Genomic DNA, 12,533 nt, shown 5'->3' with positions numbered 1-12,533 from the left:
GCCGACGACCGCCGCGCCGGCAGCATCTGCGGCAGCGTGTCGGGCACCCAGCCCGGGCCCCCGCGGCAGCGGCTCCCGGTCCCGTTCCGGCGCGGCAGCCAGCGGCACCACGGTCACCCCGACCGCGTACTCCCGCACTCCCGCCACGACCTGCACGCTAGGCCCCGGGTACGACAGTTCCGGGCCGCTGACCAGCACCGACACCACCAGCGTGTGCGCCCACGCCCGCAGGATCGAGCGTGGAACGCCGCGCGCCGCGCACACGCTGGGCAGTGGCGCCCACCGGCCGCGGCGCGGGGCGGCGGCCGACGGGAGCGTCAGCCGTTCGCGAGCTCGAGCAGGACGTCCGCGTGGCACGGCCGGTCCAGCGGGCACCAGCACCCCAGGTCGCGTCCGCGCAGCAGCCGCCGGGCCTCGGCCGCGTAGTCGCCGACCGCCCACCGGCGGAACCACTCGATGGCCGTGGCGGTGTCGGGGCAGACGACGACCCGGGCGCCGTCGCGGTGCACGCCCGGCTCCCGGGACGTCGGCACCGGCCAGGCGTCGTCGGGGTCGGCGGCCGACCACATGTAGGTCTCCCCGACGCGGAACGGGTTGCCCCACCGGGTCGGCCGCGCCACGACCACCGCTCCTGCGGGCTTGCGCCAGCCGCGTGCCCGGCTCAGCCGGATGCGCTGCGGACGCCCCGACCTCCTGCGGGCGACCGGAGGTGCTCCGGCGTCCCGCCCTCCGACGGACACGGCCATCCCGCCACCACCCTCGCCTCGCAGCAGTCCCCCTGGGTCACCTGGTGTCTACGGGACGGGTGTGACGTTTCCTGCACGACCGCTGGGCGAGGACCGGTACCGGCACGAGGGTCGGGACCGCGGTGCCGGGGTCGTACGCCGACAGCACCGGGGTCCTCCCTCGCGGTCGGTCAGACCGTCAGCAGGGTCTTGATCGCGCGGCGCTCGTCCATCGCGCGGTAGCCCTCGGCGGCCTGCTCCAGCGGCAGGGCGAGGTCGAAGACCCGCCCCGGGTCGATGGCGCGGCTGGTGATCAGGTCGATGAGCTCGGGGAGGAAGCGCCGGACGGGGGCGGGGCCGCCGTGCAGGTGGACGCCGGAGAAGAACAGCTCGTCGCCGGGCAGGGCGACCTCGTGGGCGACGCCGACGTAGCCGACGTGGCCGCCGGGCCGGGTGGCGCGGATGGCCTGCATCATCGACTCCTGGGTGCCGACGGCCTCGATCACCGAGTGCGCACCCAGCCCGCCGGTGAGCTCCTCGAGCTCCGCCACGCCCTCGTCCCCGCGGGTGGTCAGGACGTCGGTGGCGCCGAACTCGCGGGCCAGGGCCTGCCGGTCGGCGTGCCGGCTGAAGGCGATGATCTGCTCGGCGCCGAGCTGGCGGGCGGCGAGCACGCCGAGCAGGCCGACGGCACCGTCGCCGACGACGGCGACGGTCTTGTCCGGGCCGGCCTCGGCCGCGACGGCGGCGAACCAGCCGGTGCCGAGCACGTCGGAGGCGGCCAGCAGGCCCGGGACGAGGTCGGCGCCCGGCATCTCGGGGGTGGCGACCAGCGTGCCGTCGGCCAGCGGGATGCGGGCGTACTCCGCCTGGGTGCCGATTGCGCCGACGGGGAAGGCGTGCACGCAGCGGGACTGGTACCCGGCCCGGCAGATCTCGCAGGTGTTGTCGGAGGCGAGGAACGAGCCGACGACGAACTGGCCGGGCCGCAGGGAGGTGACCTCGCTGCCGACCTCCTCGACCACGCCGACGTACTCGTGGCCCATCGGCGCCGGGCCCGCGACGGTGTCGGCGCCGCGGTAGGGCCACAGGTCCGACCCGCACACGCACGTGGCGGCCAGCCGGACGACCGCGTCGGTCGGCTGCTCGATCCGGGGATCCGGGCGGTCCTCGACGCGGACGTCGCCGGGGGCGTGCAGAACTGCTCCGCGCATGGTGGCTGGCTCCTTCGGCAGGGGGTGGGGCTTCCGGACACCACGGAACGCCTCCACGTGCGGGCGTGGGAGGGCGGGCTCGTGGGGGGTAGCGGCTCGACCCCCCTGCGCCGCCGGGCGGCCGTACGGTCGATCCGTGGACAACCGCTCCGACATCCGCGACTTCCTCGCCAGCCGGCGGGCCCGGATCACCCCGGAGCAGGCGGGGCTGCTGCCCGGGGGCGGACGTCGGCGGGTGCCGGGCCTGCGCCGGGAGGAGGTCGCCGTCCTCGCCGGGGTGAGCACCGACTGGTACACCCGGCTGGAGAAGGGGCACATCGCCGGCGTCTCCGAGGACGTGCTCGAGGCGGTCGCCCGCGCCCTGCAGCTCGACGAGGCCGAGCGGACCCACCTGTTCAACCTGGCCCGCGCGGCCACCCGGCCGGCCCGCACGCCGCAGCGCCGTGTCAGGGCGCAGGTGCCGCCGCGCGTGCAGTGGATGCTCGACTCGATGACCGGGGCGGCCGCGTTCGTCGCCAACGGCCGCCTGGACGTCCTGGCGACCAACGCCCTGGGCCGGGCGCTGCACTCACCGATGTTCGAGGGTCCGCGGCGGCCGCCGAACTTCGCCCGCTTCCAGTTCCTGGACCCGCGGGCGGAGGACTTCTACGCCGACCGCGCGGCGGCGGCGAACGTCACCGTCGCCCTGCTCCGCGCCGAGGCCGGCCGCCGCCCGCACGACGCGCAGCTGCGCGAGCTGGTCGGCGAGCTCTCCACGGTCAGCGAGGTGTTCCGGACCCGCTGGGCCGCGCACGACGTGCGCATCCACCACGACGGCGTCAAACACTTCCGCCACCCCGTCGTCGGCGCCCTCGAGCTGGGCTATTGCACGCTCGACCTGCCCTCGAACGACACCGCCGGCCTGCGCCTGACGATCTACACGGCGGAGCCGGGCACCCCCGCCGAGGACGCGCTCAAGCTGCTGGCCAGCTGGGCGGCGACCGCCCGTGCGGAGTCCCCGAGCGCGACCGACCGGGCCTGAGCTCAGCCGGGCGCGACGACGTCGCGGAACGTCGCCCGGGCCTCGTCGGAGCCGTCGAGGTTGCGGTTGACGCGCTCGACCACCCGCCAGTGGCCGTCGACGCGGCGCAGCCGCCACTCGTTGGCCGACAGCCGGCCGACCCAGAAGCGGTCGGCCCCGGCGTCCCAGCGCACGTTCATCGCGTGGTTCCAGGCGCGGGCGGTGTCCCCGTCGACCTCGATCCGCGGCGGTGTGAGCACGTGCCCCATGCCCGCCCGGATGCCGAGCTGGTGCCCGCCGTCGATCATCCCGGCGATCGCCTCACGGCCCTCCCACCGGCCGTGCGGGGCGGCGTCGTACACGCCGTCCTCGGTCCACAGCCCGGTCACCGCGGCGGGGTCGCCGAAGTCGGCGGCCGGGCCGTAGGAGGCGACCAGCTGGCCGATCTCGACCCGGTCCTCGAGGTGCCGCAGCCGCGCGGCGAGCGCCGCCACGTCCACCGCCACGTCCACCGCCACGTCCACCGCCACCGGCACGTCCACCGCCTCTCGTCCGCCGTCGTCGTGGGGGTCCATCGCGTTCCCTTCCCGTCCGGGTGACCTGCGTCGCGGTGCAGCCTGCACCCCGCGACGCGCCGGGCGGTCGGCAGCGGCTGCACGTGGTGCCCGGAGGTACGACATGGACACCGCCGGCGGGTCAGACCTCGACGGCGGTGCCGCAGACGCCGCAGACCTCGAGGTCCCGCCGTCCCCACCGGGCGACCGGCAGGAAGAACACGGTGACCTGCCGGGACTCCCGCACCCGTTGCCACCGCGTGGTGTTGCCGCAGCGCGGGCAGGTGCGGACCTCGCCGGGGCCGAGGTCGCGCTGCTTGGTGCCGAAGCCGAAGAGGAAGAACACGCCGCCGGCCTACGCAGCCGTGTCGCCGGGGTCCGGCTGGGTGCGCGGCCCGCCGGGACCCTCCGCGTCGCGGCGCTCCAGGCGCTGGCGGATGGCCGCCACGTTGAGCGCCAGGTCCTCCAGCGCCTCGACGGCGCGGGTCGCGAGCGCGAAGGTGAGGTTCTCGCGCTGCTCCTCGGCACTGGGCTCGCGGCGCGGGTGCTCGGTCGCCGACGACCAGGGCGAGCCGCCCTGGCCGCCCACGTCGCCGAACAGCTCGCGGAACATCTTCTGCGCCCGCTCCAGGAACTCGCCGGGGTCGGGCCGGTCGCCGGCCATGGGGTCTCCTCGTCGTCCGCCGTCGCGACGGGGGCACCCGTCGGCACCACTAGGGTTCCCGCCGGCGTCCGGCGTCACACCGGGGCGTCCTGCCACGGATCGCCGAGGGCGGGCCGGGAGAAACGAGGAGACGACGCGGTGAGCGATCTGGGTGGGCGCACGGCTCTGGTCACCGGGGCTGGGCAGAACGTCGGGGCGGAGATCGCCCGGGTGCTGGCCGCGCGCGGCGCCACCGTCGGCGTCAACGACCTGTTCGCCGACCGGGCCGAGCGGGTGGCCGAGGAGATCCGCGCGGCCGGGGGCAAGGCCGAGCCGGTGGTGGCCGACGTGACCGACCTGGCGGCGGTGCGCGAGGCCTTCGCCCTGTTCGGGCCCATCGACGTCCTGGTGAACAACGCCGGCATCCCGGTCACCGGCATCAGCATGAAGCGGTTCGTCGACGAGGACCCGGAGTCGTGGCGGGCGTTCGTCGACCTCAACGTGTACGGGCCGCTGAACTGCACGCACACGGCGCTGCCGGGGATGCTCGAGCGCGGCTGGGGCCGGGTGATCACGATCAGCTCGGAGTCCGCCCGGGTCGGGGACAAGCTGATCGCCACCTACGCCGCCTCCAAGGGCGCCGGCCCCGCGCTGATGCGCTCGCTGGCCAAGGAGGTGGGCCGCTCCGGCGTCACCTGCAACAGCCTCTCGCTGGCCACCCAGAACAACGCCGGGGTCGACGAGGGCTCGGACATGGCGCTCAAGCAGCTGCGCGCCTACGCCGTCCCGCGGCTGGGGAAGGCGAGCGACGTCGCCGCCGCCGTGGCCTGGCTGGTCGGTGACGACGCCTCCTGGGTCACCGGCCAGACCATCCCCGTGAACGGCGGCTACGCCACCAGCTGAGCGACCGGGCCGGGCCGCGTCCGGGACCGCCCCCCGGCCGCCCGGCCTCTGCTACAACCCGCGCCCGTGCTCCGACGACGCGTCCCGCTCGCCCTGCTCGCCGCGCTGCTGCTCGTCCCCGGCTGCGCCGCCGGGGAGGACGGCGAGCCCGGGGGGACCGCCGACCTCGAGGCCCCGTCGGCGACCGCGCTGGAGGGCGCGTCGGCCCTCCCGGCCGCGGACGTGCCCGGTGCCGGGCCCGCCGCCGAGCTGCTCGCGCGGGTGGACCTCTCCGCCGCCGTGCCGGGGCAGTACCTGTACGCGCAGGCGGCCACGGGCGGGCCCGACGGCGCGTACGTCGTCGTCACCGACCGGTCCGGCGACCACGCGAGCCGGCTGGTCGTCCTCTCCCCGGCCGGCGACGGTCTCGAGGTGACCGCCGCCCACGAGATCCCGGCCTTCGGGGCCGTCGAGGGCGCGCGCACCGTGGCCGTCCTCCCCGACGGGTCGGTGCTCGTGGCCGGCACCTTCGCCCTCCCCGAGGACGTGGGCCGCGGCGCCGACCTCGGCTTCGTCGTCGTCGACCCGGGCACCGGCGCGTCCCGGCAGGTGGTGGTGCTGCCCGCCCGGGGCGCCAGCAGCGCCGAGGGCCGGTCGGTGCTGTCGGCCGACGGCCGGACCGTGTACACGGCGGAGCGGCTGGGCGACGCGCCCGACGGCCGCGTCGTCGCCGTCGACGTGGCCAGCGGCGCCGTCGTCGCCGACCGCGACCTCCGGGGCGACCCGGAGCTGAGCCGGTACCCGTGGCTGGCCGCCGCCGGGGTCGCGCCACGGGCCGGCGGCGGGGTCCGCGTGCTGCTGCTCGCCGGCACCACGGCGGACGGCGGGGCGAGCGTCCCGCTGCTCGCCGACCTCACGCCCGGCCTGCAGCCCGCGGGCCCGCCGGTGCAGCTGCACCCCGAGCCCGCCGACACGCGCGCCGCCCTCGTGCCCGGAGCCGTCGACGGCACGGCCGTCGCGGTCGTCGACGTCGGCGCCGGCGGTCAGGTCGTCGCGGTGCCGCCCGGTGCCGCCGAAGGCGTGCCGCTGGTCCGTTCCGCCGACGTCGACTGGCTGGAGCCGCAGGCGGTGGACCCGGGGCTGGCCTGGTTCACGCTGCCCCTGCCGTGGGGCGCTGCCTCGATCGACCTCGCCACGGGGGAGTCGGCCCCGCCGGTCGACACCGGCTGCCGCGAGGGCCAGGGCGTGCGGTGGGCGTTCCCCGGGGAGGAGGGGACGACGCTGCTGCTCGGCGCCTGCGGGGCCGCGGAGCTCCTCTGGGTCCTCGGCACCTGACCGGTCAGGACGGCACGGGCCCGGGCCGCCGGTCGCGGTGGGGACGCGGCCGGGGCAGGTCCGCCGCCGGCTCCTCCGGCGGGCGGACCACGAGCTGCGCGCCGTCGGCGGCCAGCGTGCGCTCGACGTCGCGCAGCACGTGCATCCCCGCCGGATCGGTCGAGCGCACCTCGCGCAGGTCCACCACCACCCGGCGGGCGCCGCCCCGCGCCAGGCTCTCGACGGTGCCGCGCAGCAGGTCGGCGCCCTGCGCGGTCAGGTCGCCGGTCACGCGGACGGCGCCCCGGCGGACGTGGACGACCTCGGTCATGGCGGAGCTGCTCATGTCCCCACCATGGCAGCGCCGCGGCCCGCGGACCGGGCCCGGCGGGGAGTCGTCACGAGGTCGTCACACGCGCGCCCTCACGACGGCGGCGCGACGAGCAGCGGCCCGTAGTCGGCCGCGGTGAGCGGGTCGGCCGTCAGCTCCCCGCTGGGCAGCGGCGCCTCGAGCGGCTCGCCGTCCTGGGTGAGCAGCACCGCGCGGACGTCGGCCAGCGTGGTCGCGGTCAGCACGATCTGCGCCACGGCCAGCCGGCTCTCCTGGCCGTCGGGCGCCTCTCCGGGGCCGCTCAGGTCGACGGTGACGGTGCCGCCGTCGACCGCGGTCACCGCCAGGCCGGTGCCGGGCGGGAGCACGCTGGTGAGGGCGCCGGCCCGCTCGTCGGCGGTCGGCCCGGCGGCCAGCTGGTCGAGCAGGTCGCCGAGGCGCTCGCGCAGGCCCGTGCCCGAGACCTGCCGGTCGCTCGGGGTCAGGACGTCGCCGGGACCCAGCAGGTAGACCCGCGCGCCGCCGTCCTCGGCGGACGGCGCCGCGGGACCGGGCGGGGAGCTCGTCGGGGACAGCAGCCCGTAGGGGACGTCGGAGTCGCGGATCGCCTCGGCCTCCCCGCCGCCCAGGCCGCAGCCGCCGAGCAGCGCGAGCGCCAGCAGCCCCCCGGCGGCGCGCCTCACTGCTCCTCCTCCGTCGGCAGCGACAGGCTGAGCCGGGCCCCGCCGCACGGACCGTCCGAGCACCACGCGCCGCCGCCGTGCCGGGCCGCCACGTCGGCGACGATCGCCAGCCCCAGTCCCGCACCGGGCAGCGAGCCGCGCGCGGCGCGCGGGCCGCGCGCGAACCGCTCGAACACCCGCTCGCGGTCCTCGGGCGGGATGCCGGGACCGGCGTCGTCGACGGTGAGGACGACGGAGTCCCCCCGGCGCGCCACCCGGACGCAGCAGGCCCCGCCGGCGTGCCGGTCGGCGTTGTCCAGCAGGTTGCGCACCGCCCGCTCCAGCCACGCCTTGTCCCCGCGGACCACGGTGTCCCCGGCCGGGTCGGACTCCAGCAGGTCCGCCGGCCGGCCGGTGGCGGCGAGCACCTCGCGGACCAGCCCGCCCATGGCGACCCGCTCGTCCCCGGCGACCCCGGGGTCGTTGTCCAGCCGGGCCAGCTGCAGCAGGTCGTCGAGCGTGGCCCGGAACCGGGCGAGCTGCTGCTCCACCAGGTCGAGGGCCTGGCGGGACCGCGGGTCCAGCTCGTCGCGCCGGGCGGCCATCACCTCGACCGCGGTGGTCAGGCTGGTGAGCGGGCTGCGCAGCTCGTGGCTGACGTCGCCGACGAACCGCGCGTCCCGCTCGATGCGGGCGGCCAGCGCGTCGACCATCGCGTTGAAGCTGCCGACGATCGCCACCAGGTCGGGGTCGCCGGTGGCGGGCAGCCGGGTGGTGAGCTCGCCGGCGGCGATGCGGGTCGCGGCGCCGGCGACCTGGTCCAGGGGCTGCACCACCCGCCGACTGGCCCACAGCCCGACCCCCGCGCCGGCGGCGGTGGCGGCCACCGCGGCGGCGACCAGCACCCAGGTCAGGGTGCGCAGCACCGACCGCAGCTCGTCCAGCGGCGTGATCTCGTAGACGTCGAGGTCGGCGCCGGCCACGGGGACACCCACGACCAGCCGCGGCCCGGCGGGGGAGTCCACGCGCTGCAGGCCGGCCGACCCGGAGTCCACGACGTCGCGCAGCTGCGCGGGGACGTCCCGGGCGCCGACGTCCAGGCTCGTGGAGTACCAGGAGCCGCCGCTGCGGACCACGACGTCGCCCCCGTCGGTGGAGAGCTCGGCGAGGGCGTCGTCCACCTCCGTGCCGGCGGTCGCCAGCCGGCTGCGCAACAGGTCCGCGTCGACGAACGCCGCGCCGGTGGCGGCGGTCTCCCGCTGGTCCAGCAGGTAGCCGCGGGCCAGCAGGAACGTCGTCCCGGCGAGGACGGCGGAGACCAGCAGCGCCCCGAGGCCGAAGGACACGGCGACGCGGGCCCGCAGCCCGGAGGGCCGGGCGCGGGGCCTCACCGCGGGTCCAGCCGGTACCCCAGCCCGCGGACGGTGACGACCAGCCGCGGCGCGCCCGGGTCGAGCTCGACCTTGGTGCGCAGCCGGCGGATGTGGACGTCGACGATGCGCTCGTCGCCGAAGAACCCGTGCTGCCACACGCGCTCGAGCAGCTCCTGGCGGCTGAGCACCCGCCCGGGCACCGCGGCCAGCTCGCACAGCAGCCGGAACTCGGTCACGGTGAGCGGCAGCGGCCGGTCCCCGCGCGAGACCGTGCCGCCGGCGGGGCGCAGCACCAGCGGCTCGTCCGCGGAGCCGTCGAGCACCACCTCCGGGGGCCGCTCGGCGCCGCCCCCCGGCGCCCCTCCGGCCCGCCGGCGCAGCGCCCGCAGGCGCGCGGTGATCTCCTTGACCGCGAAGGGCTTGGTCACGTAGTCGTCGGCGCCGGCCTCCAGCGCCGCGACGATGTCGTGGGTGTCGGCGCGGGCGCTCACCACGATGATCGGCAGGTCGTGCGCCCGCCGGACGTGGCGGACGACGCTGTAGCCGTCGGTCCGGCCGAGCATCAGGTCCAGGACCATGAGGTCGGGCGGGTCGCGGTCCACGCGGGCGCAGGCCTCCTCGCCGTCCACGGCCTCGTCGACGGCGTAGCCCTCGTCCTCCAGGGCCCACCGCAGGGCGGTGCGGATGTGGTCGTCGTCCTCGACGACGAGCAGGCGGGGCGGCACGCCCGTCCATGCTGCCACCGCCCGACCGCCGTGCCGCCGCCGTCCGGGGAGGCCCGGCGGATCGTCACGGAACCGCAAAGCGCTCGCACCCCGGACCGCAAAGCGGCACCGGCAGTCTGGCGGCCAGCACCGTGCACCGCGCCGACCGGAGGAGCCGCCCCATGACGAGCGGAGCAGCCCGCGCGCGCCCGGCTCCGGGGGACGACGAGGTCGTGGTCGCGCTCGACGAGACGCTGCTCGCCGACGGACTGGCCGACGCCCGCTGGCTGCTGCACGAGGCGCTGCTGGCCGGGGCCCGGCGGATCGTCGTCGACCTCGCCCGCGTCGACCGGCTGGCCAGCCCGGCGCTGGCCAGCTTCCTGTGGGCCCACCGCATCTGCCGCGCCCGCGGCGGCGGGGTGGTCCTGCGCGGCGCGGACCGGCGGACGTCGGACATGCTGCGCCGGACCGGCCTGTGGCGGGTGCTGCAGCTGCAGCCGGGGCCGCCGCCCGGCCCGGCCCGCCGGCGCGGAACACCCCGGCGCGGCCGCCCGTTGCAGCCCTGACCGCGTGCGCGCGTCCCGTACCCCCTCGTCGAAGAGAGCCATGAGTCCCTATCACAGTCCCCAGGCCACGGATCCCCGCTTCCGGAGGGGGGTGCGTGGCCGGTGACCGAGGTGCTCACCCTGCTGCTGGGCCTGCTCGTCGTCCTGGCGATCACGGTCGCCACCGGGTACTTCGTGGCCCAGGAGTTCGCCTACATGGCGGTCGACCGCTCCGCCCTGGCCGCCCGCGCCGAGGCCGGTGACGCCGCGGCCGCCCGGGCCCTGGCGGTCACCCGCCGCACGTCGTTCATGCTCTCCGGCGCCCAGTTGGGCATCACCGTCACCGGGCTGCTCGTCGGGTACGTCGCCGAGCCGCTGATCGGCGAGTCGCTCGGCTCGCTGCTCGGCGGGGTGGGCGTCCCGACCGGGGTGGGCGTCGCCGTCGGCGCGGTCCTCGCCCTGCTGTTCTCCACGCTGGTGCAGATGCTGTTCGGCGAGCTGTTCCCCAAGAACCTCGCCATCGCCCGGCCCGAGCCGGTCGCCCGCTGGCTGGCCGCCTCCACCGTCGTCTACCTGAAGGTGCTGGGGTGGCTGATCCGGGTCTTCGACCAGGCGTCGAACCTGCTGCTGCGGGCGCTGCGGATCGAGCCGGTGCACGACGTCGAGCACGCCGCGACCGTGCGCGACCTCGAGCACATCGTCGAGGAGTCCCGCGAGAGCGGGGACCTGCCGGCCGAGCTGTCCATGCTGGTCGACCGCATCCTCGACTTCCCCGAGCGCGACGTCGAGCACGCGATGATCCCGCGCCCGCGGGTCGACACCGTGGCCACCACCGAGACCCTCGGCGGGCTGCGCGAGCTGATGGCCGCCGGGCACTCCCGCTACCCGGTCCTGGACGCCGGCACGGGTGACGTGGTCGGTGTCGTGCGCCTGGCCGACGTCCTGGTGACCACCGAGCCCGACACCGCGCCGGTGACCGCCCTCGCCCGCGAGTGCCCGGTGGTCTCGACCTTCACCTCGCTGCCCGACGCGCTGCGCCGGCTCACCGACCGCGGCGACCAGCTGGCCTGCGTGATCGACGAGTACGGCGGCTTCGCCGGCGTCATCACGCTGGAGGACCTCGCCGAGGAGCTGGTCGGCGAGATCACCGACGAGCACGACGCCGACGTCGACCCCGCGTACGTGCCGGTCGCGGGCGACGGCGTGTGGGAGATGGGTGGCGACGTGCACGTCGACGAGGTCGAGCGGGCGCTGTCGGTGGACCTGCCCCGCGGGCCCTACGAGACGATCGCCGGACTGGTCATCGCCGCGGCCGGGACGCTGCCCCCGCCCGGCGCGCAGCTGACCCTCGAGCTGCCGCCGGACCCGGGGGACCTCGTCCACGACGACGACCCCGCCCCCCGGCTGCTGCGCGTGGAGGTGCTCGCCGTCGACCGGCACGTGCCCTCCCGGGTGCGGCTCGAGCTGCCCGACCGGGTGCCCGCTCCCGGGACCACCGGCACCGTCACCGCCGAGGAGACCGTCCGATGAGCGGGAACCCGTGGGTCGTCGTCGCCGCGACGGTGGCCATCGTGGCGCTGTCGGCCTTCTTCGTCGCCGTCGAGTTCGCCGCGCTGGCCGCCAAGCGGCACCGGCTGGAGGAGGCGGCCCCCAGCAGCCGCTCGGCCCGGGCGGCGCTGCGCAACTCCTCCGAGCTCACCCTGCTGCTCGCCGGCTCCCAGCTCGGGATCACCGCCGCCACCCTGGCCCTGGGCGCCATCAGCAAGCCGGCCGTCCACCACTGGCTCACCCCGCTGTTCGGGTCGTGGGGTCTCCCGCTGGTCGCCGCCGACGTCGCCGGGTTCGTCCTGGCCCTGCTCGTCGTCACCTTCGTCCACCTCGTGGTGGGGGAGATGGCGCCCAAGTCGTGGGCCATCGCGCACCCGGAGCGGTCGGCCACCCTGCTGGCCGGTCCGATGCGCGCCTTCATGGCGGTCTTCCGGCCGCTGCTCCGGGTGCTCAACTCGGCGGCCAACGCCCTGGTCCGCACGGTCGGCGTGGAGCCCGCCGACGAGGTGGCGGTCGGGCACAGCCCCGACGCGCTGCGCCACCTGGTCGAGCACTCGGCCAACGTGGGCGCGCTGGACGCCAGGTTCTCGGCGCAGATCTCCGGAGCGCTGGAGCTGGAGCGGATGACCGTCCGCGAACTGGTCGACCCCGACGCGCCGCTGGGTGCCGTGCCGGCCGACGCCTCCGTCGGCACGGTGCGCGAGGCCACCCGGCGCACCGGGCACCTGCGCATCCTGCTCGGCACCCGGGAGCGGCTGACCGGGGTCGTGCACGTCCGCGACACGCTCACCGCGCCGGAGGGCGCCCGCGCCGCGGGCTTCGCCCGGCCGGTGTTCACCCTGGACGCCGGCACCAGCGTGCACGCGGCGCTCGCCTCGATGCGGGAGAGCCGCAACCACCTGGCGGTGGTCACCGACGCCGGCGCGGTCCTCGGCGTGGTCACCCTCGCCGACGTGCTCCGCCGGCTGTTCCCGGAACCGGCCGGGGCGGCCTGACCGGGCCCGGACACGGCTGCGGCCGGGCCCCGCACGGGGCCCG

Annotated in this window: 15 protein-coding genes; 6 read left to right on the top strand and 9 right to left on the bottom strand. The window is 76.9% G+C overall.

Annotated elements, in window-relative coordinates:
• Positions 1-317: 317 nt before the first annotated feature.
• The gene (locus ACI8AX_RS23180; RefSeq protein ID WP_456552233.1) at positions 318-746 is read right to left on the bottom strand and encodes a DUF4326 domain-containing protein; all 429 of its coding nucleotides are present in this window, start codon (positions 744-746) and stop codon (positions 318-320) included.
• 170 nt (positions 747-916) lie between these two features.
• Complete coding sequence (locus tag ACI8AX_RS23175; RefSeq protein ID WP_456552232.1) at positions 917-1,939, bottom strand: zinc-dependent alcohol dehydrogenase family protein; 1,023 nt, start codon at positions 1,937-1,939, stop codon at positions 917-919.
• A gap of 136 nt (positions 1,940-2,075) precedes the next feature.
• Between ACI8AX_RS23175 and ACI8AX_RS23170 the strand changes: the two genes are divergently transcribed.
• The gene (locus ACI8AX_RS23170; protein ID WP_456552231.1) at positions 2,076-2,960 is read left to right on the top strand and encodes a helix-turn-helix transcriptional regulator; all 885 of its coding nucleotides are present in this window, start codon (positions 2,076-2,078) and stop codon (positions 2,958-2,960) included.
• Positions 2,961-2,962: 2 nt separating this feature from the next.
• Here ACI8AX_RS23170 and ACI8AX_RS23165 read toward each other — a convergent pair whose 3' ends face one another.
• The 3 genes from ACI8AX_RS23165 to ACI8AX_RS23155 all read right to left on the bottom strand — a co-directional run bounded on the left by ACI8AX_RS23165 (position 2,963) and on the right by ACI8AX_RS23155 (position 4,157).
• Positions 2,963-3,514: a nuclear transport factor 2 family protein gene (locus ACI8AX_RS23165; protein ID WP_456552230.1), complete on the bottom strand. Its 552-nt coding sequence runs from the start codon at positions 3,512-3,514 to the stop codon at positions 2,963-2,965.
• Positions 3,515-3,635: 121 nt separating this feature from the next.
• On the bottom strand, positions 3,636-3,839 hold the full coding sequence (locus ACI8AX_RS23160; protein WP_456552229.1) for a zinc-ribbon domain-containing protein: 204 nt from the start codon (positions 3,837-3,839) through the stop codon (positions 3,636-3,638).
• A 9-nt stretch (positions 3,840-3,848) separates the two neighbouring features.
• Positions 3,849-4,157, bottom strand: coding sequence for a hypothetical protein (locus tag ACI8AX_RS23155; RefSeq protein ID WP_456552228.1), 309 nt, complete (start codon positions 4,155-4,157; stop codon positions 3,849-3,851).
• 138 nt (positions 4,158-4,295) lie between these two features.
• Here ACI8AX_RS23155 and ACI8AX_RS23150 point away from each other — a divergent pair, with 138 nt between their 5' ends.
• The gene (locus ACI8AX_RS23150; protein WP_456552227.1) at positions 4,296-5,039 is read left to right on the top strand and encodes an SDR family NAD(P)-dependent oxidoreductase; all 744 of its coding nucleotides are present in this window, start codon (positions 4,296-4,298) and stop codon (positions 5,037-5,039) included.
• A 66-nt stretch (positions 5,040-5,105) separates the two neighbouring features.
• The gene (locus tag ACI8AX_RS23145; RefSeq protein WP_456552226.1) at positions 5,106-6,353 is read left to right on the top strand and encodes a hypothetical protein; all 1,248 of its coding nucleotides are present in this window, start codon (positions 5,106-5,108) and stop codon (positions 6,351-6,353) included.
• A 4-nt stretch (positions 6,354-6,357) separates the two neighbouring features.
• Here ACI8AX_RS23145 and ACI8AX_RS23140 read toward each other — a convergent pair whose 3' ends face one another.
• The 4 genes from ACI8AX_RS23140 to ACI8AX_RS23125 all read right to left on the bottom strand — a co-directional run bounded on the left by ACI8AX_RS23140 (position 6,358) and on the right by ACI8AX_RS23125 (position 9,423).
• Complete coding sequence (locus tag ACI8AX_RS23140) at positions 6,358-6,678, bottom strand: STAS domain-containing protein (protein WP_456552225.1); 321 nt, start codon at positions 6,676-6,678, stop codon at positions 6,358-6,360.
• Between the two features lie 77 nt (positions 6,679-6,755).
• The gene (locus ACI8AX_RS23135; RefSeq protein WP_456552224.1) at positions 6,756-7,346 is read right to left on the bottom strand and encodes a GerMN domain-containing protein; all 591 of its coding nucleotides are present in this window, start codon (positions 7,344-7,346) and stop codon (positions 6,756-6,758) included.
• Positions 7,343-8,716: a sensor histidine kinase gene (locus ACI8AX_RS23130; protein WP_456552223.1), complete on the bottom strand. Its 1,374-nt coding sequence runs from the start codon at positions 8,714-8,716 to the stop codon at positions 7,343-7,345. Before ACI8AX_RS23130 ends, ACI8AX_RS23135 begins: the two co-directional genes overlap by 4 nt.
• Positions 8,713-9,423, bottom strand: a complete 711-nt coding sequence (locus ACI8AX_RS23125; protein ID WP_456552222.1) for a response regulator — start codon at positions 9,421-9,423, stop codon at positions 8,713-8,715. The genes ACI8AX_RS23130 and ACI8AX_RS23125 overlap by 4 nt, the downstream gene beginning before the upstream one ends.
• Before the next feature lie 161 nt (positions 9,424-9,584).
• On the opposite strand from ACI8AX_RS23125, the gene ACI8AX_RS23120 reads away from it, so the two are divergent.
• From ACI8AX_RS23120 to ACI8AX_RS23110, 3 genes are all read left to right on the top strand, one after another.
• Positions 9,585-9,968: an STAS domain-containing protein gene (locus ACI8AX_RS23120; RefSeq protein WP_456552221.1), complete on the top strand. Its 384-nt coding sequence runs from the start codon at positions 9,585-9,587 to the stop codon at positions 9,966-9,968.
• 102 nt (positions 9,969-10,070) lie between these two features.
• On the top strand, positions 10,071-11,477 hold the full coding sequence (locus ACI8AX_RS23115) for a hemolysin family protein (RefSeq protein ID WP_456552220.1): 1,407 nt from the start codon (positions 10,071-10,073) through the stop codon (positions 11,475-11,477).
• Positions 11,474-12,490, top strand: a complete 1,017-nt coding sequence (locus ACI8AX_RS23110; RefSeq protein WP_456552219.1) for a hemolysin family protein — start codon at positions 11,474-11,476, stop codon at positions 12,488-12,490. Before ACI8AX_RS23115 ends, ACI8AX_RS23110 begins: the two co-directional genes overlap by 4 nt.
• Positions 12,491-12,533 lie beyond the last annotated feature (43 nt).

The sequence above is a fragment of the Blastococcus sp. SYSU D00813 genome (assembly GCF_054050735.1).
Note: the sequence above shows the minus strand (reverse complement) of the source record. Positions and strands in the feature narration are given on the sequence as shown.